This is a genomic window from Terrisphaera buseokensis, assembly GCF_047521145.2.
In the GTDB taxonomy this organism is placed as follows: Bacteria; Verrucomicrobiota; Verrucomicrobiia; order Opitutales; family Opitutaceae; genus ER46.
In genome coordinates this window covers 719,397-745,000 of the sequence record NZ_CM134186.1, presented here as the reverse complement: position 1 = coordinate 745,000, position 25,604 = coordinate 719,397, and the positions used below count along the sequence as shown (strand labels likewise).

Below are 25,604 nucleotides of genomic sequence, written 5' to 3'. Positions count from 1 at the left end.
CGGTTCATCCTGCCATGACTCGAAGTCCTGCGGACTCCGTCGTCAGATTTCTCGCCCCCCCCCGCTCCGCCGTATCATCCCGCTTCCACGGCGTCCACAAGGCGGGGCCAACCCGATTCAGGTGTTTACCTCTCACATGGGTCCGGCCGTCCCGGCCAACAGCTGGCGGGTTGTTCCGGCACTCAAGGGACAACACTACGGGTCGTAACTCCTCTTACCGTGTACCGGCAGGGATAGCCCGTGGCCAAACGGTGCGGGACATCGCTGCGGATGGAGCCCGCGGACCAGTCCTTTCCCTGTCGGTATTTGAACACTGGGGGGACAGGCCAGCGCCTCTTTTCGATCCGGAAGATTCAATGGGCTGCATGCTTGCGCCGACGAGCGCAACCGGAGTGCCCGCGCGCATCGTACTTCAGCGGACGGTCACGCGCGCCGCGCCGTACTTCACGGCACTGCGGCCGGACGTCACAAGCATTGCGCACCTAGTCGGCGCAGCGGTACCGCTTGGAACCTCTCGTGGGTCGTCTCACTTCGTCCGCGCGTCGCCTGTCACCGCCTCCGGGCCGGACTTCACGGGCACTGGGTGGAGTGTCATGGACGCCCGGCCGTCCGTCACTCCCGTGGCGCCGCACATCTCCCCGCCGGCGCGGATGATCAGCGCCACGATGCGGTGCTCGTTTGCGATTCGTTCGATGGTCACATGCCTGCGTCCAGGCACCGCCGCGCCCGAGTGGCTTTGCGATTGCCCTCGACGCAATTTCCCACCAGAAGAACTGCACTCGAAATGAGTGCGGCGCCCAAAGGGTGCTGGTGGGTTGTTACAGGCTAAAGCAATTGGTCCGGCTCACCGTCCTGCCGGAGACCGCGTCAATTCCCGTGAGGGATTCTTGGAAAGCAGAGATAAGTCATGTCAGTGAGATCAGTACCGAGGGGCTTTCGCACCTCGACCGCCACCTTGGTGTGCGACGCACAGCGCCTGTTAAGCGCGCTGCAGGAGAAATCCATCGGAGTTCCGGTGGCGAATCGTTTGTCTCCGCACTTTGTTGCGGAATTTGAATCAGGCATCGCCGGCGTCATCCGCTTGGCAAGCCTTCAGTCGGGAGCCAACGGGACGCTTGGCTCGCTAACGCAGGAGAAATCCGTGGCCAAAGCAGACGTCGTACACCTTTGCCACGTGGCACGACGCGCCGCAGCCCTGGCGTTCGCCGGCGAATCCACGCTGCTGCGCGGGGAGTTTCAGGTGGGCGCGCGCGGTTCGCGTGCGATCGCGAATCGTCTTGAACGGGCGAAAGCCATTCTCGCCGCATGTGAGCGCCATGCCGTAGTGATGGGCGAGTTCGGCTGGAGCCGGGCGACCACCGCGCAACTCAGGGCGTCCATCGCCACCCTCGCCGACGTCGACCACACGCGCGAGTCCACCGCCGATGGCAAGCTCCGGCTGACCGCGGAACGACTGGCGTCGGCAAACCGGTTGTACCGGCAGTGCCTTGCGATCCAGAATGCCGCACGACTCATCTATGACGGCCCGGATCGGCAGGAGGATCCCGCCGCAATCGAGGCCCGCGCCCGGTTTCTCGTCGGAGAGTTTCCGCGCCGTCGCTCGCGGCCGAACCAAGCGGCGACAAGTGTCCCCACGACGATCGCAGCGCCGACCGAGCCTTTGGCCGTCGTGGATGCCATCGAATCTCAAGCAGCGGACCGCACCGAGGGGCAGAACGAGCGACGAGACGAAAAGCAAGCGACCGTTGAAGCGCCGTGTGCCCCAGCCGACGTCCCCTCGTTAGCGCCACCGCTCGTATCCGTCGAATCGCTTTCCCGCCCGGAGGCGTTTATTCATCGCTGGTTCGTTCTCCGCCGGCCGCGCCTTCGCCGAGCGCCATCAGTAGTCGGGCGCGACAGGGGTTAGCAGGTTTGCCGCGCAGATGCGCCGGCGCAGATGACCAACGACCTGATCGTACGCGCGTCGTTCAATAACACCGTCACGCTGCTCGACCTGAGCCATCTCGCGGGCGGCCTCACGCTCGATCCAAACTCGACCCCGCCGGCGCGTCGATTCCGAACCCCAGCCGGCTCCGCGACTATTTCTCTTCCCCGTCTTCAACTGCCCCTCCCCTCGTCCCTGACTCACCCGGCGAACCGCGATTTCGCCTGCATGAGCGCCGACAGGTAGACGTCAGCGAGTTTGTCCCAGCGCTGATTCGTGGCATCGTCGGTCTGCTTTCGCGCCGGATCAGCATCGAACCATGCAATCGTACGCCGGATTCCGACGGCAAAAGGAGTTCTCGCCGCAAAGCCCGGCACGAAACGTTTGATCTTCGTCGTGTCGAACACCGCCGACACCGCCTTGTCGCCGAGCAACGTCCCTTCGACCGACGGCACACACGCGATGATGAAGTCGGACGGAATGTGCACCAGGTTAGGCGCGCTCACGCCTGCCGCCCCAGCGGCCTGGAAAAAGATCTGATTCCACGTCAGCACTTCGTCGGACGTGATATGAAACGAGTGACCGTACGTCGTGGGATTGCCGAAAAGGCCAATCAACCCCTGCGCGAAATCCGTGTTGTGCGTGATCGTCCACAGCGACGTGCCGTCGCCGGGGATAATCACAGGCGCGCCACGGCGCATGCGATCGATCGCCGTCCAACTCTGTCCCCACGCGTTGAGAACCAGTGGCACCTGGTCGTCGCCATACGTGAGCGAGGGTCGCACGATCACGCAGGGGAAACCCGTGGCCTGGTGCGCCGCCTCGAGCTCCTGCTCACAGGCGATCTTCAGCCGCGAATATTCCCAGTACGGATTGGCGCGCGGCGTTGATTCAGTGATCAGGTAATGCGCCAGCGGCTTCTGGTACACGCTCGCCGAGGAGATGAAAACATACTGCCGAGCCGTGTCGCGAAAGAGCTCGAGGTCCCGCCGAATATCGGCCGGCGCAAACGCGATCCATTGCACCACCACATCCCAGGTATGTCCGCGCAACGCCGCCTTCACTGCCTCGAGGTCGGCGAGGTCCGCGACGAGCGAACGTGCGCCGTCGATCGGACGCCGTTTGCCGCGATTCAACAGCCATAGCTCATGGCCGGCGGCAATCGTCTGCTGCGTGGCGGCCCGGCTAATCACACCTGAGCCACCGATGAAGAGAATTTTCATGGTCGAAAAGTCAGGGCCGGCGCGTGTCGCTAAGCGACCAGGCACCGACGGGAATGCTTCGCAGCTTGGTCACGGTCTCAAGCACGGCCCGCTGACAACGCTGTGGAGGCAGGCCAGCGAGGATGTTTTCCAAATCGTCGACCACCAGCTGCCCGATGAGCGGCTGAATTTCCGGCACGCTCCCCGCGCGGTGGGCCTGAAGCAACGTATTCGGCGTCGCGCGGCCGGGCTCGTCCTTAGGGATCGGCTCCTCCGGCCAGACATCGATTCCGGCGCGGATGTGGCCGCTGGCCGCCACGGCGAGCAACTCCGGAAAATTCACGAGGGCGGCGCGACTCGCAAGGACGACCACGCTGCCCTGACGCATGCTTTCGAACTGCCGCCGACCGATCTGGCCGGTGTTCTCGCTGGTGTTGGCGGCGAGGAGAAAGACGACGCGCGCCCGAGTGAAGCACCCGTCGAGTGAAGCCGGGATTACATCCATCTCACGCAATACCGAGGGATGAACCCAAGGATCGTGCACCAGAATCTCACGCGAAAACGGGCGCAGCAGCGGCAACAACGCCCGGCCGAGATTGCCAAAGCCGATCAGCGCGAGCGGTTTTCCCGAGAGCAGAAACGAGTCGTGATTGTCGCCCTTGAATTCCCGGCCAGCGCGCAGCGCGGCGTCAGCCTCATGCATGCGGCGGGCGAGCGAGATCGCCATCCCCAGCACCATTTCGGCCACCGGCCGCGCGTAGACGGGAGCCGTCGAAAGGACCGGAATACCCCGCCGGTGACACTCGGCATAGTCGAGGTTCGGCAGAAAATTGCTTTCCACGTTGAACACTGCCCGCAGGTGCGGAGCGCGATCGAGCCGCGCCTTGTCCAGCGGAGATTGGCCGATCAACGCAATCGCCTGCGGAAGATGCCGGTCGATGTGCTCGGCGGACGCTAGCGAGCCATCGTGCCACAGCACTCGACCGAGCCGTTCAAGCCGACGCTTCGTTGGCTCGTCAAAAATGCGATCGATCCGACGGGGATGGGGATCGAGAAGTATGACGCCCTCGTTGGCAGGCATGGATGACATCGGCGCAGGACGCCCGCCACCGCAACATGCGAACGGCGGGCGCAGTCGTGTATCCCCGAAACCAGCACCGTTTGGCTACAAGAAAGCGCGCTTGGTCGGCGGCGATCTTTACCCTCCCCGACCCAACCGTCGCGGAAGAATCCACTTTCGCCAGCTGCCACCAGGCAACCACCGTGACAATGACGCGTGAGACGCGGGGTGCCATGATCCGTCACAGCCAGAATAATGTGCCTGTCGCCGAGGCCGGGTACGAACATGCGACCCGCCGGGACCGTGAACGACGCCTTGGCCCGGTCAAAACTGGACGCGGGAAACATGCCGGCCTCGCGTTCGCAACACGACTCACAGGACAACGCATCGCCGTGGGATCAGTCGATTCCTCGGTTCGGCGATCTACGCGCGCGGCCCAGTTGCTCCGACGAGCACGTTGCACGCATTTTCCAAAGCGCCTGCGCCAGCACACCGGAACCAGCCCAGAACGGCACCCGGAGCGGCCGCACGAGCGGCGAATAGCGGCGAAGAGCGGCGCGGACAACGCAGGCAGGGAACGCACCCGAAAAGTCGCTTCATCGGCATCGGGTCGGGACGGGGCTCAGGACGACTTCACCCGTTTGGCGCGCCACGCGGGATAGTCGCGCTCGAGCAGGCCGGCGGGCCAGGTTCCGTGGTAGTTGTAGCCAATGCGACGCTCGTAATCGATCTGGGTGAAGTCGTAAACGGGCTTCGAATTGCGGTCCATGTAGAGCGGCCGGTCGGAGCCCAGCTCGTAGAAGCGGGCCCAGAGCAGCGGAGCAGCGGGATCGGCTACGAGCACATGCTCGGTACGTCCGTCGCTGCGCGGTACGCGATCGAGACGCTGTCCAGTCATGGCCACTTTGCGAAACCAGGCCACTGCGCCCTCGATGGCGCTGACGACCTCGGCCGATGGCTGCTCAATCGACATCAGGAAGCGAACGATCCCGACGCTCTCTCCGCCGGAAAGGGACGGCGGCTCGTAGGCCCGAGCCCACGTCGGAGCGAGCGTCACTTCATCGTGCTGCGCGCACCACACCGTGAGGCGCCCCTCCTGCTTGATCTGGGTTTTTATGATGCAATCGATGCCGCGCGCGACAGCCGCGGCGGCGACGGCGCGCCGATCGGGCGTCACCCAGGCAAACGGCGGACGGCCCTCCGCCACCTCGCGCAGGAGGGAGATCGCGTTGATCATCGCACCGTCGTTGTACGTGATGTGCGAGTAGTAACCCTTGCGCAGCGGGAAGAACTGGGGGAAGCCGCCGTTGCGAAACTGGCTCGAGAGCAGGTAATCCAAGCCGCGAACGACCGCCTGGCGGCAATCGTCCGCCCCCGTCGCGCTCGCGACGAGCGCGAGAAACTGCATCGGCACCGTGGTGGCGCCGTTGTCGATCGTGTTCCCCTTCCCGGCGCGGTTCACCTCGGCGATCGCCACCGCGGTTGCCGGCGCCAGCAGGTCGGTGTTTTTCGGCCATGCGCCTTCAGGCGACTGATAACGGAGGACATTGTCGGCCGCCGCGCGGGCCTCGGCGGATGCATACCACGCGGGCTTTCGGCGGAGAAGGTCGGCGCTCCACCTCAGCGCCACCGTCCCCGCCACTCCCGCCGAGGCGCGCGCGCTCAACGTGCCCGGCGCTTCGAATGAACGGCTGTCATCGTCAAGCACGAGCACCCAGTCATTGCCGGCCGAAGGATCGCCAGGCGGATTGAAGGTCGCGGCGCCCGAGCCCGAAGGGACACCGGCCACGGTGACTTCGCCCGTGCGCGGGTTGAACCAGGAGGCCTTGAACTTCGCCCCACCGAGGGCTCCGAGCTGCAGCGTGAAATTCCGGCCGGTATACGCATACGCCATGACGTAGCCGTCACCGCGCGTCACGAGCACGCGATCGTACTTCTCCCCCTCGTCGCCGGCGACCAGTGACTGATCGTTCCTGCGGCCGAAAAACGGGCGCGAAAGAACAAGATTCCTGAGGTGCCGCATCTGACCCGCACCCTCCGTGTCGAGACGCTCCATGATAAATCCGCGCGCGCCGCTGGCCGGCTTGGTCTCCGATGGCAGGTAGATCTGACGCACGGAATTCTCCCCGTAGGTGTGGCCGGCGGCGCCGGCAAACACCGACCAGTACGCGTAGCGTCGGGCGTCCCCCGCGCCCCAATACGGCTGGCCGTGGTCATGCAGCCCCTGCGGCGTGTTTTCGTAGGCAGGCTCGCAATCGAGCGTCGGCTTGCGCGGCGACTTGGCGAGATCGTCGAGCACGTAACGCCAGTTGTCCTCACCGTAACGCCGGCCTTCCGTATCCTGATCGTAACGACGGTGACCGGACGTGAAGAGGTTGAAGTCGAGCCACGGCGCGTCCTGAAACCACGTGGAGGACTGCGTGCGGCCGAAAACGTGAAACGTCACCGGCTGGGCGGGCGCGATGCGTTTCAGCGTTCCGCCGATCGTCTGCCAGACATCGGCATTCTCGCTGCCCCGGGCGGAGCCACCGTTGAGCCAGATGACGTTGGGCCGGTCCTTGTAACGGCCGGCGAGTTGCTCGATGTAGGGACCGACGCCCGCGGCAGTCAGCGGCGTGCGGCGGACCATGTGGCTCCACACGGGCGCCATGGCGAGGTAGATGCCGTTGGCCGCTGCAGTCTCGATGACGTAGTCGACGTGATCCCAGTAGTCGTACTGCAGGGCATCCGCCGGGTTGCTGCCAGGCGTGACCCGCAGCCGCGCGATGTCGTTGTCGAGCACCGCCAGACTGCCGTTGAAGCTCTTGTCGTTGAGAAACTGGACCACGCAGCACTGGACGACGTTGAAGCCCTTGGCGCGGCGGTTTTCGAAATAGATCCTCACCTCCTCGCGATTGAGTTTCTGCGTGATGAGCCAGGCGGTGTCGGCCAGCCAGAAGAACGGCGTGCCGTCGGCATGCTGCAGCTGGCGTCCGTCGGCGGTGGCCCGGATCGGTCCATGGCTCCACGGCGACTGCGCGCGCGCGAATCCAGTCAAAAGGGCAGCGAAAACAGCGACCAACAGAAGCAAACGGGATGGGGTCATGGTGGGAAAAGTGAGTTTGTCGCGTGCTAGGGGACGACCGTGACAATCACCCGTCGGTAGCGCGTCAGGCGCGGGGCACCATGGTCGGTCACCTCGCAAATCACGTGAATCGTCTCACCAGGAGCGGCCGCAGCGGGCATCGTGAACGACGCCGACACCTCGCCGGCGCGTTGGATTTCCACGCCCCCCGCATGCGTGCCGGCCTCGCGGTAGTGCCACCACCGATACGACAATTCGTGGCCATCCGGATCCCGCGTGCCCTGCGCGCTCAACGCCACGCTTGCGCCGGGCCGCGCCTGCAGGTCCTCGGGATGGGCGAGTGCGACGACCGGAGCGTGATTGGCTTCAGCATAGGGCTTGACGCACCAGTCGGCGCGCGCGGCAAAATCGTTCTGCTGGGCGGTAATCCAGCGCCAGGACGGCTTCAGATACGCGATCAGTTCCGCGTCGTGCGGAATCTCCTTTTTCAGGCGGGTACGGCCCCACGCTGAATTGGTGTACCAGCGGCCTTCGGGGTACCGGTAGCCCGGCTCCGCCACGGGATCGAGCCAGGTGTTTTCCCGGACCCGAACAAAGCGGCCGCCCCAACCACCCCAGCCGGGCGACTCCAGGCTGCGCAAGCCGGTGTCGACCGCGTGCAGAAAGGCCGGCGAGTCACCCTCGGATCTGAAATCGCCATTCTCGTGGCTCTTGTACAACGCACACAACGGGCCGTGCTGCTCGAGGATGTGCGACTTCATCCAGGATCCGACGAGGTAGGCCTGCTGCTCCGCCGGCAGATATTTTTTCCAGTGATAGAAGAGTGCGATGAACTGGTCGGAGATGATCGTCAGCAGACCGTATTTCCCCCAATGAGGCCGGATGTAATCCTGGTAGGTGGCATCCTGCTCCCAGATCAGATAGAGGCGCACTTTGCTGGCCACGTAGGCCATTTTTCCCGGCTGGTTCTGTTCGATCGTTTTCAGCGCACGCGCGATCGTGTTCGTGCCGCCCCACGCCTGAATCCAAACCGGACGCGGATCGGACTCGTCGAGCAGCACCTGCACGATTCGTTGTGAACCGGGTGTGACTTCGTCCATCTCGCCCTCGGCCCTGACGTTGCCGATCAGCGTGCGCGCCTGCAGCAATTCCGGGGTCGGATAGCCAGGGTCGTGTTGCACGAGGTGGGGATAAACCTGCGCGTACGCCTGCAGATAAGGCTGCGCCCAATCGTCGCCCGCCCACTTGTGGCCTCGCCAATGATACTGGGAACTCGAGGTGATGAGGCCCTCGATGTCCCATTCGTTGGCATAAAGGAGAAATCGGACCAGCGAACACTCGTCATCGATCTCGCCGTCGCTCGTGACGATCACGCGCGGCCGCTCCGACGCGACCACGCCGCCGCACGTAAACGGCACGGCAGCCGTCAGCAGGAGTGTCATCAGACGTGAAGGCATGGGTCGTCGCGGGGTGTGGCCTCGCCAGGGCTTTGAAGCCACCGAAGCTAACAGATTCGTTTCCCCGCAGTCTCCCGCGTTTCCGGCTATTTTCTACGTGATAGTAAGGCACACGCGATCCAGCGGCATCCACGGTCCCGCCCGAATCCGCCACCGCGGCAGCAGGATTTCTCCCGCTCAAAACGTCCAGTTCGTCGCAAGACTGGCATGCCGCCGCTGATAGTCGCGGGCGGGATCGGGCCGCAAGGAACAATCGCGCGACACTTCCCCTCCGCAGGTGAGGTTCACTTCGGGCCCGTGCTTCGTCCGCCACGTGACGGTTCCGGCGCCGACCGTTTGTTCGTCGTCACGCATCGCGCCGTCGTAGATCCCGCCGGCGACTTTCGCCGCGACGCTCGCCGCCCACACCGCGGAAAACCGATGGCGCCATTGCACCGTCGACGCCAGGTCCTGACTGCTGACGTTGCCGGTGCTCGCCACGCCCTGCGCCCGCTTCGTGCTCACGTGGAGCGTGTCACGAGCGGTCAGAGAAACGTTCAGGCCCAGATCCGCATACCACCGATCAATGCGCGCCGGCCCGGTCGAATTGATCGCATACGTGTGCCGCGCCGGCCCGACCGCTCCGACGATCCTGAACCGACCCGCCAACGGTCCGTCGAACGAGAGGAGCAGCCGGCGATAGTGGTTCGACCGGTCGGACTTTCGACCGCCATCCCGATCCTGGAATTGCTGACCGGCGCGAATCCCTGCCGCGACCGAGAGTCCGTTGGACAGCACGCGGCCGACTTCGATTCCGCCCGCTGTATCGGCGCGATCGACGTAGTTGTCGACGCCCGCGACCACCTGCGGGCTCGTGCGCAAATCGTAGCCCGCAAACGTGGCAACTCCCTGGACAAACGCCGCACCCAGGTTCTGACGGCACCGCGCGGCGCTCCGATTCTGCCACTGGTCACGCCGTTCACGCGGCGGCGAAATGGCGAAACAACTCCGGCTGAGGCCGAAGACCGGCGACCGATCATCACCATTTACAGCGATCGTCTGGGAGCTGAACTCCCACGCGAGCCCGCCGCGTCTTCCGCTGCCGCTGAGCGCACTCGTGTGGCGCACATGGTTTTCCGTCGCAGCGTCCGCGGAAAACCGCACCGCTTCGAAGCCATAGCGCAGCGTCATGCCTGCACCCACGATTCGGTCCCAGCGAAACGCCGCACTGCTGACGGGCGAGCCCTGACGGCGCAGCGGACCGTGGTCCATGCGAAACACGTTGTCATCATAGCCGACTTCGACGCCCAGCGAGACGGCACCCGGTCCTGCGCCCGGAGTCTGCACGTCGGCAGCTCCGGCAGACGCAGCGACCGTCAGAGCGGCGGCGGCGAGAGCCGGCCTGAGTGGAACGCGGAAACCTGTCCAAGGGAAGAGACGCATTGAACGACTCCTCCGTGTGCCGTGGAGCCGTTGTCCGGCGACGCAGCGCACGATGGAGTCGCACCAAGGCTAAACCCTCCCGGGACAATCGGGCGAAACCGATTGGTGCGCACCCGTTGCGGACTACCGCGTGTTTTTTGCGGCCCACCGACGCCGGCGCGACGTCGCGGGCAGAACGCAACGACCTCGAAACCGGCACATTTGCAACGTGCAACAGCCTGACCCATTCAGGCCTGATTACAGAAAATGAATCCTGGCGGTTTGCCCCGCTCTCCAACTCGTGCCACCCTTGCTCGGGTTCGGAAAGGCAGTTTCCGAAGGCATTTGAAACAGTCGGGCCGCTGTTTCGAAAACTTCGCCTGCCTGCTTCCTGTCCGAACATGGAATCGACGGTGTCCGTCGATCGAATCGTCCGCCAGGGAGTATGCCGGCACAACAGGATGCTCCCCATGGAAACTGGCCAAGCCTCAACCGTCGAACTGGGTTCACCCCTCGAAACCGCTCCCACATTGCGCTGGGATGGGCACATGTGCGATGACGTCGGCGCGACCTACGGTCATGTCCCTCTCGCCTTTCTGAGCGCGACGCGGGACGAGCTCTGGTTGTGCGGTAATCGCGGTAATTATCGATTCCCGCGCGCGTCCATTCGCAAACTGGGCCGTGGCAGCTTGTATCCCTGGCTGTTTCGATCGGTCGGCATCCAACACACGATGCCGGGCTATCCGTCCGAACTGCAGTTCAAGCCGCTCGCTATCGCGCCCAAGGCAATCCTACGCCAACTCGAGCAGCTGGGCTATCCCGTCTCGTAGTCCGTCGCCGGAGCGGGCCTCCGCCCAACCCGCCGCGATTCGATCACGGAGCCGCCGTGCGCGAGCGGCTCCGTGACTCGATCATCGTTTCAGTGTGGTCGGGACTCCCCGCGGTCAGCCGGTTGCCGGCCTCAGAACGTTCCCTTCACGCCGAAGGCCCATTGCGCCCCGTACGAGTTGCTCGAGCTGCGGCGCGCGTACTCGGGCGTGTCGGACTGGTAGCGCGACGCATTGAAGTGCACGTTTTCGACGTTGCGCGAGTTGACGAAGACCGAGAGCCGCTTGAAGGCCTGGTACGACAGATTGACGTCCAGCGTGGTACGGGCGTCCTGATACAGGATCGCGTTCGGCCCCAGCCCGGTGGAAGGACCGCGGTTCTGTTCGCCGCGATGATGCCACTTCGCCATGAACGTGATCGGATTTTTCGTGAACGTGAAACCCCAGTTCGCGCTTTTCGGGAGGAAGCGGTTGAAATCTGCCGTGCGGCTGCCCTGCAGCTTCAGTTTCGTCGCATTGGCAAAGACGCTGAAGTAACGACCAAACCGGCCGAGCGGCGCGAGCGACTGGCGAACGTTCAGCTCCACGCCGGAAACGCGGGCGTCGCCGGAGTTGATCGTCGTGTTGAGCCGCCAGCCCGCGTAACGCGGATCAAGTCCCAACTCATCCAGCAGCTCCTCCGTGGCCCGCGTCTGCAGCGTGCCGAAGAAATCGGTGATGTCCTTGCGGAAAACACCCGCGGTGAAGAGTCCGCCGTTGTCCGTGTAGTACTCGGCGGAGAGATCGTAGTTGTCCGCCGTCCAGGGCTTGAGGCCGGTGTTGCGCACCGTGATGTCGCCGGGAATCGCGTTGGGATCGGTCGAGAACTCGATGTCGTTCTCCGAGATCGTCGCGTTGGGCACGATGTTGGTGAAATCAGGGCGGCCGTACGTCTTGGCATACGCGGCGCGGAGGAGGAAATTCTGCGTCGCGTTGTACGTGAGATGCAGGCTCGGATAATAGCCGTCATAGGAGCGGTTGCCGAAGTTCGCCCGCTCCTTGCGGATCAAACGCAGCTCCTCCATCGAACCGACGAGGCCCGCCTCGGGCTTGCGGATGCGCTGGTTCAGGGCATTGCGCGCGAAGGTGCCGTCCGGATCGCGCAACCACACCGCCGACGGTTCGTTCACCGGACCCGCACCCTTGTCGTGTGTCTTTTCATAGCGCACACCGGTGAGCACGGTCAGCCGGTTCTTGAAAAACCGGCCTTCCGCCTGAGCGTAAAACGCCGTCACGCTTTCCCGCAGCCATTCGGAACCGACGATCTGGGCCTGGGCGGCCGCGACCAGTTGCGCAGGCGACTGGATGAAAAGACTCGGGTTCTTCTTCCACGCCTCGACGGCCTGGGTGCTCGACGTCCACGGAATGTTGTCGAAGCCGAAATAGTTCGGGCGGTTCTTGTAGACCTGCGAGAGGAACGGCGCCGGCGACGGGTTGCCGTCCGGCGGGTTGTAATTCCACTGGTTCGTCGTCGACCGACGATCGCGGTCCTGGGCCCGATAGAGGCCGCCGATCTGCAGATTGCCCGGAATGTCGAACACGCTCAGGCGCCGCTTGAGGTTCACATCGCCGCCACGGACGTTCTCCTTGTGATCGCGATAGTCCGTCGAAGTGACGGCGTTCGTCGCGTTCATCCGGTAATTGTTGATGTCGTTGATATCGAGTTCGCGGTTGTTGTTGTCGAACACCCGAATCTTCGTCGGCCGCTCGGGCGTGATGCCTTCGAACGTCACGCGCACCGGATTCAACATCGAGAGATTCAGGGACTGAAACTGTCCCTTCTGCTCATACCGCCGCCACGTCTTGGACGTCGACACATGCATGCCCGTGTCGATCTTCCAATCGCCGTTATCGAACCGATAGCGCGTGTTCGCACCCAGCGTGCGGGCGTCGATGTGCAGATAGTTGCCGGCAAACGACACGCCGCCGCGGCCGGTCGCGCCCACGGTGCCGTTCCCGTCGTAGCTCAACGCGGTGCCGCCCGCCACACTGGGAGTCGCATTCGTGCCGGCGGTCGCGGTGCGGTTCACGTTGCCATTCTTGTCGATGTAATAGGTCGCCTGGCCGCCGATGGAGAGGACCGAGTTCGGCGTCACGCGCCAGTCAGCCTTCAGGCTCGTCGAGTGCCGCTCGTACCACTTCGGCGCGTCGATGATCTGGTGCGATTGCAGATACGGCCGCGACGGCGTCGCGCCAGTGCCGGCCGCGCTGGTGTTCCACGTCATGGTGGAGATATTCTGCTCGTTCCACTGCTTCGACGACAGGCCGGTGAAGACGATGCCGAAGTTCTTCGTGATCGGCAGCGTGTAGTCGAAATCGAAGCCGGGCTTAATCCGGCTGATATATTGGTCGGTCGGATACGGCTGCTTCTCGAGCTGCATGCCGTCGCTGCTCGCGGAGAGGAACACGCGGTAGTTGAACTGCGCCTTGCTGCGCTCGAACGCGCTCTTGCTGATCATGTTCACCGTGCCGGAAATGCCGTCGGCCGGGCTCGAGGGCGTCGGGACCTTCGTCACCTCGATGCGCGAGGTGTTGTTGATCGAGACCTGGGTGAAGAGGAACGAGCGGTTGGCGGCGCTGCCGGAGGCGTTGGCCATCTGCGAGCCGTCGACCGTGACCGCGGTCATGTTCGGATCGAAGCCGCGGATCGCGACCGCGTTGGGCGACGCGTCGGAGTATTCGACCGTGACGCCCGGGAGAAACTTCATGAACTCGGCGACGTTGCCCTCGGTCACATCGCCAAACGCGTCCGTGGCGACGACGTTCTTGATGTTGGCGGCGAAGCGCTGCTCGTTTGTCGCGAGCGATTCGCCCTCGGTGACCTTGGACGAGGAAAGGACGAAGGCATCCATCCGGATCGTGCCGCCGCTCTTGTCACCATAGGCGGCCTTGTTCGTGAGATTGATATCGCGGGCGGTGTTCTCGCCGGCGGTCACGGGAACCGTGACGGCCAGGGGATCAAGACCGGAATAAAACGTCTCGATCACGGCGCTGCCGGTCGGCACCCCACCGATGCGAAACGTGCCCGTCTCATCGGTGAACGTCGTGAGCTCGGTCCCTTTGATGGAAACGCGCACCTTGTTGAGGTATTGGCCGGTGGCTTCGTTCTGCACCCGGCCTGAAACCGAACCGGTGGTGCCGGTCTGACCGGAAAGGAACGCGGCGCAGGCGACAAAAAGCAGTGCACCGAGCACGCGACGAAAGAAGCGCGGAGCGAGCTCCGCCGGACAGGCTGGGATGTTCATAGAATACCCTCGATGACGACGAAGGGACAGGTGGGGCTGGACGGGACTCAACCGGCCTGCCCGCTGCAGGCAATGTATAATATTTATGCACATCACTACACACGACACGACCTGCTGGAGCAGGAGTGCGATCGTCACGGAACAGGCCGGGGCCGGCGTTCACACGGCGTCCCGGCGGCGCTGAAACTCCCGGCGGCACGCCTGTCCGCGATTTACCCCGCAGCCGATGAAATCGCGGCGGAGGCGTTACGGAAGAAACACGCTGGTTCGTCTATGCATCAAGCCCGCCTCGTCCCACCCAAACATGACCCACCACCTCCTGGTTCGGATCGCGCGCAACGCTGCGCGCGCTTGTGCATCGACCGCCCTCCTCCTGCTCGCGCTGACCGTCGCGATCGCCCCGCTTTCCGCGCAGCCGGCTTCGACCGGCGAAATTCGCGGCCGGGTCTACAACGGCGGCACCAACGCCAACCTCGAGAGCGCGATGGTCACCGTCGCCGGCACCGACCTCTCGGCGCTGACGGAACGCGACGGCACGTTTGTGCTCAGCGGCGTGCCGGCCGGGACGGCGACGCTGCGGGTGACGTATCCGGGCCTTGATGACGCCACGGCCCCGGTCGGCGTCGCCGCCGGTGGCAGCGCCAGCCGCGATTTCAAATTGAGCTCCGGCGTCTACGTGCTCGAGGCCGTATCCGTTTCCGCGTTGCGCGAGGGCAACGCCGCCGCCATCGCCCGCCAGGAAACCGCGCTCACCGTGGGCAACACGGTTTCAACCGATGCCTACGGCAACATCGCCAAGGGCGACATGGGTTCGTTTCTCCAGCGCCTCCCCGGCGTCGTCGGCGAATACGGCGGCTCGGCGGTCGACGCCATCTCGGTGCGCGGTTTGTCGCCTGAGTTTACCAGCGTCATGATGGACGGCACGCGCACCGCGAGCGCCAATCCCGACTCCCGCTCCCAGCTCGTCAGCGGCCTGGCCGCCGGAGCGATCGAGAGCGTCGAGGTCATCAAGACCCCGACAGCCGACATGGACGCCGACTCGCTGGGCGGCGTGGTGAATCTCCGCACTCGCAGCGGCTTCGACCGATCGAGCCGCACCCTGGTGCTCAACGCCGCGACCTCCTACAACGAAACGATGGGCAAGCACCTCGATCCGTCCGGCAGCGGCCGGCAGTTCTTCCCGAACTACTCCCTCGACTACTCCGACGTGTTCACCCTCTTCGGCCGCAAACTCGGCGTCTCGATCACCGGAGGGTATCAGGAAGTCGGCGACGGCCTGCAGACGATCCGCACGACCTTTGCCGCCAACTGGAACTACGCCGCGCCCACCGCGCCGCGGCAGGTGCTGTATGCCGACCAGGAATACCACCTGAACAAGCGGGTCCATTTCCAGGCGAAGTTCGACTACAAGCTCTCCCCGGACTCCTCGCTCACGTTTTCCGCGGGCTGGACACGCTTCGTGAACATCATGGATCAGAACCGGCCGCAATACACCGACAACCTCACGGTCGACCTGGCAAATTCAAACTCGGACTTCTGGGTCTTCACCCGTTCGAGCTACCGCTCACAGCGCGATATTCGCGACACGCCGAGCGACACCTGGAACTTCCTGCTCGGCGGCAAGACCGCGATCGGAGCCGTGAAGCTCGCGTGGACGCTCACGTACTCCGATTCGTTCCGCCCGCTCGACCGCATGTCGGCGACAGCGCGCAGCAACAACACCTACGGGTTCACCTACGACCGGCGGACCAGCAAGGAGTTTCCGACCCTCACGTTCAATGGTCCGCTCGCGCCCCCCAACGACCCTTTCACCAACATGCTCTCGATCGCCGTGACCGGCACGCATGAGAACGCGTCGGACGAAATCGCCAGCGCCAAGCTCGACGCCTCGCGCGACTTCGCCCGCTGGCCCATCCCGGTGAAACTCAAGGCCGGGTTCCGCGTCCGCCAGCAGGACCGCGACCGCGACGCCGACTCCATCACCGGCACGCTCGGCGCCGGTGACTACAGCCGGTATCGGGAGTTCAACTTCCGGCACGGCTGGATTGACGGCCGCTACCCCGCGACACCGATCATCAACACCAAGGCTGTGTTCAAGGACATCGGCTTCAGTTACCTTCCGTCCGGACTCGCAGCCCGGCCGGCGGTGCAGTTTGCCTACAATGCATCCGCCCTGCCGCTCACGAATGCCAATCTGGATACGTCCGTCACCAACTCGCTGCAGAACGACTACGAAACGCGCGAGACGATCCCCGCCGGCTATGTGCAGGGCGAGGTGAAGCTGCTGAGGAACCTCCAGATGACCGCGGGACTGCGCTTCGAACAGACGCTCGCCACCATCACGTCCCGCTTCGAGAACACCCGCGCCACGACGCCGGAGGCGCGCTTCGGCACGTTCAAGACGATTGAGTCGGACTACGTCGACTGGTTTCCGAACCTGCAATTCCGCTACGAGCCGATCCCGCACCTCACGGTCCGCGCCAACTACTCGACGACGATCGGCCGCCCCCGCATCTCCGACCTCGTCGGCCGTTTCTCGATCAACGATCTCGGCCAGAACGTGACCTTCTCCAATCCCTCGCTGAAACCGCAGATCTCGAGCAACTACGACGTCAGCGTTGAATACTATTTCAAACCCGTGGGCGTCGTGTCCGTCGGCGCCTTCCGCAAGGACATCAAGAATTACGTCACGGCGACCTCGTTCCGGATCACCGGCAATGAGTTCGGCCTCGACCTGAGCGACTACGTCGGCTGGCAGGGCAACAGCCGGGTGAACGCCGGCGACGGCACGGTCGAGGGCATGGAGTTCAACTACTCGCAGCAGCTCAGCTTTCTCCCGGGCCTGCTGCGCGGCTTCGGCGTGATGGGGAACTGGACCGTGCTCACGAGCGCCGGCGACTACAACGGCGTCGTGACGAACCTGCCGTTCAAGAACAACCTCACCGGCATGCGTCCGCGCTCGGGCAACGCCGGCGTGACCTACAACTACGGCCGCTGGGACGTCCGGTTGATGTGGAATTTCTCCGACACCTATCTGTCGTCGCTGAACGCGGGCGATCCCTCGAGTTCGGAGTTCATCGGCCGGCGCGGCCAGTTCGACTTCTTCGCGCGGGTGAGGCTCACGCGGCAGCTCAACGTGTTCCTCGACGTGATCAATCTCACCGAGGAAAACCGCGGCCGCTACAGCGGACTGTATCGCGACGACCGCTGGGCACAGACCAATCTCTTTCCGCGGTCGATCTCCGCCGGCTTCCAGGCGCGCTTCTGAGTTCCCGCACAGTTGGAATTCAGTGCCGAAACCATTCCGCCGAGCGGTCGGAGCTGAGAGAAACGATTCCGCAAGGGATGCCCCCGTTCAGCTCTCCCTCGCCTGCATTCGATGCAAGCGGGCAGGCTTCGGCCTTATCCGAGCGGTTGCAGGCTGACGTCGTGTTTGATCGCCCCTTCCAGATCGCGGACGACAATGTGCAGGCGATCCGCGCCGGCCTTGGCCTGCATCCACGTCGCCGCCTGGGGCGTGGGGCCGCCGCCGATGAGTTGCCCATACGGAAATCCCTCGGCGGGCGGCAACCACGTCGTGCGATGAGTGTGTCCTGAGATGATCACCTGCGTCTTCCACGCCACCAGGGCGTCATGCCAGGCCGCGCGGCTCCGTCCGCTGTGGCGATCGAAGCCACCGTCGCCGTAGTCCTGCGGACTTTCGTCCACCCAGCGGAGCGGAATGTGGCAGAACACCACGCGATAGGGCGCAGCGCTCAGCTCCGGCCGCCGGATCGTCTCCGCCAACCAGACCGCCTGTTCCTTTCGCAGCCGATCGAACGCCACGCGGCCGCCGAAACTGGGATGGGCGTCCGGTTTGTCTTCGCCGGTATGAAGGCAGATGACCGCCACCGGGCCCGAGCGAAACGCCCAGAACGGCCGGCCGCTCGGCGTCGCCACCATTCCGGGCATCTCGAACGCATGCTTGCCGCGGACGTCGTGGTTGCCCCACGTGACGAAGAGCGGACGTCCTTCGGAAATGTCGCGCTGCCCCGGATGCAACAGCGTTGGCACCAGCAGATCCTCCGTCTTCCAATCGTTGCAGGTATCGCCGTTCCAGAGGAGAAAATCGGCCGCTGGCGTCCGCTCGTGCAGCCGTTGAATCGTGGGATTGTTGACGTGGGTGTCGTTCCACACGACGAACGACGTCTCGGCGGCGTTCGGATTCAACGTCCGGAATGACTTCCACGGACTGGTTTCCGTTTCACCGTTGTCGGCGGCCGTCGTCACCGACCGGACGCGATAGCGCAGGCCCGGCTTCAATCCCGCGAGACGGACGCGCAGGATGGACTGGCCCTGCGGCACGAAACCGAAGGTATCGGTGGCCGCCTCGCCGCTCAAACCGTCGTCCGACTGCCACTCGAGGCGGCCCCGGCTGAGACGGCTGACCGCCCACACCGCCTCGAGGCCATCGGGTCGCGGTGCCATGAGCACGAGGGGCGTCCGTATCAGCTGACCCGTGACACCGGGGGATTGGGCCAATGCAGCAGTGGGAACAAACGTGGCGCCGATTGCGCCGCCGGCGGCGAGGTGTCCGAGGAAGTGTCGTCGTTTCATGTGCCTTGTTCTCCTAGCCCGGAAAACGCGGGAGTCCAAGCGGAACGCCAGAGCGCCGTCGGCAGGACGGCCTCGCCCCGCTGCGAGCCAGGGGGCGTTGCCGAGCCGGTTCGTCGGTTCAGGCTCCGATCACGCCCTTCAACACCTTCATCTGGGACTTGGCCCGGTCCTCGACGTACGCCATCGCTTTTTTGACCTTGGCCTGAGCTGCGGGGTAGTTCCGGTGAATGCCCATCAAGGTATCGAACATTTGCCGCGCCGACGTGCGGTCGAATTCGGGCGCCCATTCCTCCAGGCCGATGTCCTTAAACATCCAGCATTTTGGCGAATGGAACTCGGAAAAGGTGTGCATCATCGGCGTGCCCATCGCGAGGGCCATGATCGGCGTGTGCGGTTCGTGGCAGATGACCGTGTGGGCGCGGGCGTAAAAGGAGCAGGCTTCGTCCACGTTCCAAAACTCGTCGAAATTCACCACGTGTTTCTTCAGGTCGTCGGGCAGCGGGTCGTAGACGAACTTCTTGTTATAGATCATCTCCTTCTCCACTTCGGGCGCGATGACCACTTTCCAGCCGGTTTCCTTCACCCACAGCGCGATGAGATCCTGGTAGACCTTCGCCCGCCGCGTGTCGTCGGCGATGTTCTCGGGCGTCGGATTGAGAGGGTTCAGCTTCTGCGGCCGCGAGTCATCCACCCCGGGGCTGCTGGGCGAGTGCGTGCGCAGCTGCAGCGTAATGAACTTCTTCGCTTCGAGGCCGTGCTTCTTCATTCGGCGCAGCGCCTTTTCCTCGTCGCGGACATCGATCCCAAAGCAGCCGTCGGGCGCGAACTCGAGGACGGGTGGCTTCACGCCCGCACCGCGGAGCAGCGCAAGCGTCTTGGAGTCGCGGCAGTAGATGAAGGCGGCGCGGTTGAGCAGTGCGACGCGGTCCGCTCCGCCTTTGCCCGTCACCATGTCGGGAAAATACGACTGCCCCTGGAGACCCCAGGGTTTGCCGAGCTGGTTGCAGTAAACCATGAAGTCCGTGCTTTGACCCATGCCGGGGCCGCGGAGGAAAAAGTCGGAGCGCTGGATCGCCCGCTGAACGGCGCCGTTCTTCTCGGCGAGCGAGCCCTTGACGATTTCCACCTGCGGAAACCGCCGCGTCAGCATCGCGTCCACCTCCGGATTGGTCTTCGCGGCCCACAGGATGACCTTTGCTTCAGGCAGGTACTGTACCAGGAAGCGCAGCGTCCCCGGCGTGTGGCCGATATCGCCAATGTTCTTGGTCGCCCAGGCACTCTGCAGCAGCACGGTTTTCGGAGCGGGGGCGGGCTGCGAAAAACCGGGCAGAGCGCTGGCGCCAAGCGCAACACCGGAGGCTTTGAGGAACGTGCGACGTGAGATCATATTCGGTGCGGGAGGATGAACTGAGGGAAGGGACCGGCGAATCCAAGACGGCGCGCGCCGTCTTTTCCGTTACGCTAAACAAAGACGGATTCATACCAATCGCTGCTTGCTTTTGGACTTCTGGATCGATCGTGGCTACGAGCGCCAGCGAGTGGCCGAACGGCCACTCGCTGGCGCTCGTAGCCACGGCTAAAGTCCAAAGGCAAAGAGCGATTGGTATCAGGCATGAAACATCCAATCGAAGCCGTCGAGTCGGAGCCCCCTTGCGCCTCACCCGGCGAAAGGGGCGGCCCGGCGCGGACACGCTTCATCCGCAGCAGCTTCAACGTTTCAGGCGGAGGATTTCCCCGGCCGAAAGCAGAAACGGGCCGAATCCATGCAAGTCTCCCTGCAGCCGCGGGCGCGCGAGATAGTAACTCACCCCGCCCACGTCCGTTGAGCCACACACGTCCACGATGTCGCCGTCCTCGGTCACTTTCTGTTTCAGCGCGCTCCAGCCTTTGCGGGCCGTTTCCGCCAGGGCTCCGTCGAGCCAGCCTTCGTTCACTCCCCGGGCGAGGCCGTAGACGAACATGCCGGTGGACGAGGACTCGATCCACGACTCGGGATGATCGAGCAGTTGGTGCCAGCCTCCCGCCGGATCCTGGGCGCGACGAAGTCCTTCGGCGTGAGCGACGAAGAGCGCCAGCACCCGGGCCCGCGCGGGATGGCTCACCGGCAGCGCCGCGAGGAGCTCCACTTCCGTGAGCATCATCCAACCATTCGCCCGGCCCCAGTGCTCGCCCAGCGGAGCCTGCGCTTTCACGTCCCACGCGTGCCGGTACCAACCTTGGCTCGGGTTGAAAAGCAATCGGCTCGTGCCGAGAAGTTGCTGCGCCGCGTCGTCGAGGTAACGCGCCTCGCCGGTGAGCCGGTGCATGCGCACCAGGTACGGCACGGTCATGTAGGGATCGTCCGCCATCAGGCGGCCGCGCGCCCGGTGCAAGGTCCCGTCCGGCAGGCGCGGTGACTTCTCCAGGAACTCCGCCATGCGCGCGAGGTAGGGCTCGTAGCGCGCGTCCTTCGTCTGCGCGTAACGCTCGACGACGAGCGGTGCGAGTCCCGTGTGCCACAGATCGGTCAGCCGAAAATAAAACCCAATCGGCGATAGCGCGCCGTCGCCCACCGGCGCGGCTTTCATCCCCGCGGAGTGCTGGCGCTGGAAGTAATCGAGGTGCGCGTAGATGAAGGCGAGATTCCGCTCTCCGTAGTCGCGATAGGCCGGATCGCCCAGCGCACTCGCCGCGCGGCGCATGCCATCCGTCAGCAGCCAGGTCTGGTAGAACCACGCGTTGAATTTGCTCTCGATGCTGATCCCCGGTTTGGGCGCGAGCCCGGTGCTCTCGGTAAACGTCTGCGCCGTGCTGCGGTCAACGAGCCGTCGGGTGGTCTGCGTTAACACCGTGTCGGCGACGCGCCGGAGGACCGTGAGATCGTTCTCTTGCGCGCGCGAGGTGGCAGCGATGGACGCGATGAGGAGAAGCGCGCGTAGGGGCAGGCGGTGATTCAAGGGAGCGCTGGGTTGCGAGAGTCGAATGGCTATCCCTTCTGGATGAGCGGAAATTCGATCTCAGGGAGAAAGGGAATGCGCAAGGTCGACGTGCCGGGATCGAAGCCTCGTCCCATCAGGCCCACCAGCAGCGCGCTCAGGGCAATCAGCACGACGCCCCACGCCACGCGGCTTTTCGCCGGAGCGGCGGCGGCGGTGACGGAACGCCGGCCGTGGATCATGGCGAGCGGAGTCAGTTCCCGATGCCGGAGGGCGTGAAGGCTCAAGCCAAGAAGATGGGCGGCAATCAGGCCGATCATCGCCCACGAAAGCGGGCCGTGCCACGACACGACCCAGTCGGCGTCGAAGCCTGACACGATCAGCGCGACGAGGACCAGGTAGGCCGCCGGGGCGAACAACGCCGTGCCGGGATTGATCCCGGGGTGGGTGTCGGTGCGCCAGCGAAGCACGTCCACCAAGTACCGCAGGATTCTCCGAGGGCCGTGAAAAAATGCCGGCCACCGCGACTGCGCACAGCCGAAAAATCCCAGCAGAATCCGCAGCGCGAGAAACCACGCCGCCAGCACGCCCAGCAGCATGTGATACTTGAACACGCTGGCTTCCGGATCGAAACGAAACGCAATGACCAGCGAGGCGGAGAGGCTCAGCGCAAATCCCCAGTGGCAAACGCGCGCCGGCAGATCCCAGACGAGCACACCGGGGCGCGCGCGGGCCGGCTTCATGCAAACGGCGTGGTCAGGGGATTGGGCTTCAGCGTCGCGCCGTGTTTCCGGATCCACTCCCGCCATTCGCCGGCACGGAAGCCGAAGTCCTGGGCAAAGGCGGCCGCCAGCTCGGCGCGGGCGGCGCGGGCATAACAGACGCGCGCTTCGTGGAGAAACCCGCATAGCGCGAGGGCACCTTCCGGATCACCGCAGCGCGTGAGGGCGCGGGCCAGCGCGAGCCGGAGATACGTCACGCGTTCCGCCGGGACATCCTGACATGCGCGCAGGTCGCCGTCGCGCGAAACGGTGCGGTCGGCGAACAGGGACTCGCCCAACACGCGCTTGAGTGGGACCCGGCCTTCCGGGCAGGCGAGGCGCTCGAAACCACAGGCCAGGCTGTAGAAATAGCCCCACGTCGAGCGGAGGTTCTTTGGATCGTACGTCACCCGGCCGGCCAGTTTCACCAGCAACGGCACGGCGCGCCGTTCCCGGGCCTGGGCCAGGCTGCCGAGCATCAAGGCCGAAACCGGCGCATAGCCTTGGTCGGGCATGATGTGCCCCGTGGCTTTGCCGCCGTACAGTTCCAGGCTCAGCGTCGGTTCATCCAGGGCGCGGTTCACGTGAGCGAGGTAACGCTCCTTGCCCTTGGGATGGCCGAGGAAACTCAGGAGCCGGTTGACGCCTTCATGATCCGCATCGACGTGCGGCTCCAGCGCCGCCAGCGCCTGCTCGCGCGGGAGCAGGCAGAGCATCGCCGCCGGGGCCAAACCATCGTCCATGTCCGAGGTCGTGGCGACCTTCCTCGCCATCTGCTCCGGCGTGAGGCCGAAGCCGAGGTCGTCGTCGGCAATGTCCCCCGGTTTCAGCAGGCCCTTGGCGATCAGCGTCCGCTGCAGTTCCGGGACGGGGATGTCGCGGAGCAGCACGTTGCGGTCGACCGCCACCTTCAGCGCCTGTCCGGCCACGATGCCCATCACGCAGAGATCACGCTGCATGCGGGCGGTCGAAAGCGCGTCGTGGGACACCGAATACGCCTTGCCCGCGATGATCACGTTGTCGAGCGCCGGCGGGATCATCGCCGCGTACGGCACCGTCACCTGGAACAGGTGCTTCCAATCCCGCGGAATGAACCCCGCCTTCGCCGCATCGCTCGTGGCGATGCCCTTGATGTCGGGATTCGACTCGGCGCGAAGGATACCGTCCCTGAACCGCCGGGCGGCGAGGACGTCCAGGAACGTCACGGTCTTCCCGCCGCGAATGTGGCGCGACTCCCGCGGCGCGATGAAAAACGGCGGGGGCACGTGCTTCGACTCGAGCGAAATCTTGGTGTTGCGCCGCATCGCCAGGACAAAGCGGACCGTGTCGCGCGGACTGCGCTCGTCGAGCGGCGCCAGGAACGGCCGCAGGGCTTCCGGCCGGCCCGGCATGAAGGCGGCATAGGACGCCCACAGGGTCACTTCGTCGTGCTCGCCGCCGTACGTGTAACCACACCCCGCCCACGCCGCGATGGCTCCGTCGCCCGTCGCGTCGATGATCCTGGGCGCCTCGACCGCCGTGAGACCGAAGGGGGTGATGACGTAAACCCGCCGCACGTTGCGCCCCACGCTGGCGACTCCAGTGATCGCCGCCTGGAACAGCACCCGGCAGCCCGCCTGTTTCACGCCGCGGAAAAACCCCGGGGCGTTGATCCCGTCGTTCTTCGCTCCCATCGCCGCGTAGTAGTCGTCGAATCCCTTCGTCTTGTTGCCAAACCAAAGGTTCGTCACGCCACCGATCGTGTTGGTCCCGCCCAGTTCCAGTCCGCGTTCGAGGCACACCGTCTGCAGTCCCAGGCCCGCGGCTGCGTAGGCCGCGGCGTTGCCACTCGTGCCCCCGCCGACAACCAGCGCCCCGGCGCTCACGCTCACCGCGGGCGGCTGAAACCGGACCGCGGCCACGGTTGTACCGGGTTCGTCGAAACCGTGATCCCGGAAGCTGTGCACGGCTCCGTCGGGCGGAGCCGGATCGTTCGGTACCCCGCGATTCCAGAAGGCATAATCCGGACGCGGCGAGGCGATGGCCCGTTGCGCCGCCTTCACCTGATCGAGCGCGCGGGGAAACGCGGCAAACAGCGCCTTCGGGTCCTGTAGGACCAGCGAACCGCGCGTGTTGCCGGTGATGCCCTGCGGGCCGAAGACGAGCAGGTTTTCGAAACCGGTGACGCGGCCGCCGGTTGCCTCCAATCGATCAATCCCGCTGGAGAGATAGCCGTCGGCGCCGCGAAACCGCTTCTCCGCCCCGTCCCACGGGTACTCCAGCGAGGCCGCATAGATCGCGTCGTAGTCTTCGGCGAGCGCGAACGGGCCGCTCGACCGCGAGTCCAACACGAGGTCGAAGCAGGCGTAGCAATGATGGATGTCGACCGTGACCTGGGCTCCCTTGGATGCCTGATAACGCAGCTGCCGCGCCGGAACGGGTTTCGCGAGATCGGCCACGTATTGATAACGGCGCGGCCCCGACACCGGCGTGAAGCGGGCGCCCACCGCCCGGGCGACCGTGGCGTCCACGGTGGCGTCAATCACCGCCTGCGCTTCGATCGCAAACAGACCGGTCTTTCCGCCAAACACGACGCCTGCGAGTCGGCCTTCGTGACCGAGCGCTCCGGCAACCGCGGCATTGTAGTAGAAACGCACCCCCGCCTGGCACAGGCCGTCCTCGATGTCCAAGGCCGCCTTGGACGGGTTGAAATAGGTGCGGCCGCCCTTCGTCTCGCTGGTGGCGGCATGGGTCACCACTCCCCGGATCACCTCGGGCACGCCGGCGGCATCCGCCGCGTCGATCCACGATCGCAGACACGCGATGCCTTCGTAGAACGGATTGACCCGGTCCATCACCAGGGCCGTGCGTTGGCCGGCGCGGGCCGCGTCGATCGCCAGCTGGCAGGCGAAGAGCGTGCTGCCGCAAATCAAGACATCGACCGGTGCGTCGAACGTGATCGCCACCCGGCCATCCGGGCGCGGGGCCGGCACGGCGTCGGCCGCCCCGCCGTAGAGCGACTGGGAAGGGAGCGCGGACAGGGCGGCGAGCGCCCCGACGGACTGGAGAAACGCGCGGCGATTGATGGCTGAGGCAGGGGCTTCGGACGGCGTGGACGGCGGGTGTTTCATGGT

The 25,604-nt window shown here is 64.8% G+C and carries 14 protein-coding genes; 3 read left to right on the top strand and 11 right to left on the bottom strand.

Annotation, left to right across the window (positions count from 1 at the left end; all coding sequences use genetic code 11):
• Window positions 1-958: 958 nt before the first annotated feature.
• Window positions 959-1,906 carry a hypothetical protein gene (locus ACLJEU_RS02750; protein WP_414664478.1) on the top strand — a complete coding sequence of 316 codons (948 nt, stop codon included), beginning with the start codon at window positions 959-961 and terminating at the stop codon, window positions 1,904-1,906.
• Window positions 1,907-2,124: 218 nt separating this feature from the next.
• On the opposite strand, the gene ACLJEU_RS02745 is transcribed toward ACLJEU_RS02750, so the two are convergent.
• The 5 genes from ACLJEU_RS02745 to ACLJEU_RS02725 form a co-directional block, all read right to left on the bottom strand.
• Window positions 2,125-3,147 carry an SDR family oxidoreductase gene (locus ACLJEU_RS02745; RefSeq protein ID WP_414664477.1) on the bottom strand — a complete coding sequence of 341 codons (1,023 nt, stop codon included), beginning with the start codon at window positions 3,145-3,147 and terminating at the stop codon, window positions 2,125-2,127.
• A 10-nt stretch (window positions 3,148-3,157) separates the two neighbouring features.
• Window positions 3,158-4,216, bottom strand: a complete 1,059-nt coding sequence (locus tag ACLJEU_RS02740) for a hydroxyacid dehydrogenase (RefSeq protein WP_457795335.1) — start codon at window positions 4,214-4,216, stop codon at window positions 3,158-3,160.
• Between the two features lie 592 nt (window positions 4,217-4,808).
• Window positions 4,809-7,271: a pectate lyase gene (gene pelA / locus ACLJEU_RS02735; RefSeq protein WP_414664475.1), complete on the bottom strand. Its 2,463-nt coding sequence runs from the start codon at window positions 7,269-7,271 to the stop codon at window positions 4,809-4,811.
• A gap of 26 nt (window positions 7,272-7,297) precedes the next feature.
• Window positions 7,298-8,692 carry a DUF1593 domain-containing protein gene (locus ACLJEU_RS02730; RefSeq protein ID WP_414664521.1) on the bottom strand — a complete coding sequence of 465 codons (1,395 nt, stop codon included), beginning with the start codon at window positions 8,690-8,692 and terminating at the stop codon, window positions 7,298-7,300.
• A 192-nt stretch (window positions 8,693-8,884) separates the two neighbouring features.
• Window positions 8,885-10,033, bottom strand: a complete 1,149-nt coding sequence (locus ACLJEU_RS02725; protein WP_457795334.1) for a hypothetical protein — start codon at window positions 10,031-10,033, stop codon at window positions 8,885-8,887.
• A 545-nt stretch (window positions 10,034-10,578) separates the two neighbouring features.
• Here ACLJEU_RS02725 and ACLJEU_RS02720 point away from each other — a divergent pair.
• Window positions 10,579-10,938, top strand: coding sequence for a hypothetical protein (locus ACLJEU_RS02720; protein WP_414664473.1), 360 nt, complete (start codon window positions 10,579-10,581; stop codon window positions 10,936-10,938).
• Window positions 10,939-11,069: 131 nt separating this feature from the next.
• Here the strand turns inward: ACLJEU_RS02720 and ACLJEU_RS02715 are convergent, their stop codons facing one another.
• Window positions 11,070-14,219: a TonB-dependent receptor gene (locus ACLJEU_RS02715; protein ID WP_414664472.1), complete on the bottom strand. Its 3,150-nt coding sequence runs from the start codon at window positions 14,217-14,219 to the stop codon at window positions 11,070-11,072.
• 304 nt (window positions 14,220-14,523) lie between these two features.
• Here ACLJEU_RS02715 and ACLJEU_RS02710 point away from each other — a divergent pair, with 304 nt between their 5' ends.
• Entirely contained in the window at window positions 14,524-17,487 is a 2,964-nt protein-coding gene (locus tag ACLJEU_RS02710) for a TonB-dependent receptor (protein ID WP_414664471.1), read from the top strand.
• Window positions 17,488-17,621: 134 nt separating this feature from the next.
• On the opposite strand, the gene ACLJEU_RS02705 is transcribed toward ACLJEU_RS02710, so the two are convergent.
• From ACLJEU_RS02705 to ACLJEU_RS02685, 5 genes are all read right to left on the bottom strand, one after another.
• Entirely contained in the window at window positions 17,622-18,815 is a 1,194-nt protein-coding gene (locus ACLJEU_RS02705) for a metallophosphoesterase family protein (protein ID WP_414664470.1), read from the bottom strand.
• Window positions 18,816-18,933: 118 nt separating this feature from the next.
• On the bottom strand, window positions 18,934-20,202 hold the full coding sequence (locus tag ACLJEU_RS02700) for a polysaccharide pyruvyl transferase family protein (RefSeq protein WP_414664469.1): 1,269 nt from the start codon (window positions 20,200-20,202) through the stop codon (window positions 18,934-18,936).
• Between the two features lie 322 nt (window positions 20,203-20,524).
• On the bottom strand, window positions 20,525-21,751 hold the full coding sequence (locus ACLJEU_RS02695) for a glycoside hydrolase family 88/105 protein (protein WP_414664468.1): 1,227 nt from the start codon (window positions 21,749-21,751) through the stop codon (window positions 20,525-20,527).
• 29 nt (window positions 21,752-21,780) lie between these two features.
• Window positions 21,781-22,473, bottom strand: a complete 693-nt coding sequence (locus tag ACLJEU_RS02690) for a cytochrome b/b6 domain-containing protein (protein ID WP_414664467.1) — start codon at window positions 22,471-22,473, stop codon at window positions 21,781-21,783.
• Window positions 22,470-25,601, bottom strand: a complete 3,132-nt coding sequence (locus tag ACLJEU_RS02685) for an FAD-dependent oxidoreductase (RefSeq protein ID WP_414664466.1) — start codon at window positions 25,599-25,601, stop codon at window positions 22,470-22,472. The genes ACLJEU_RS02690 and ACLJEU_RS02685 overlap by 4 nt, the downstream gene beginning before the upstream one ends.
• Between the last annotated feature and the right edge of the window lie 3 nt (window positions 25,602-25,604).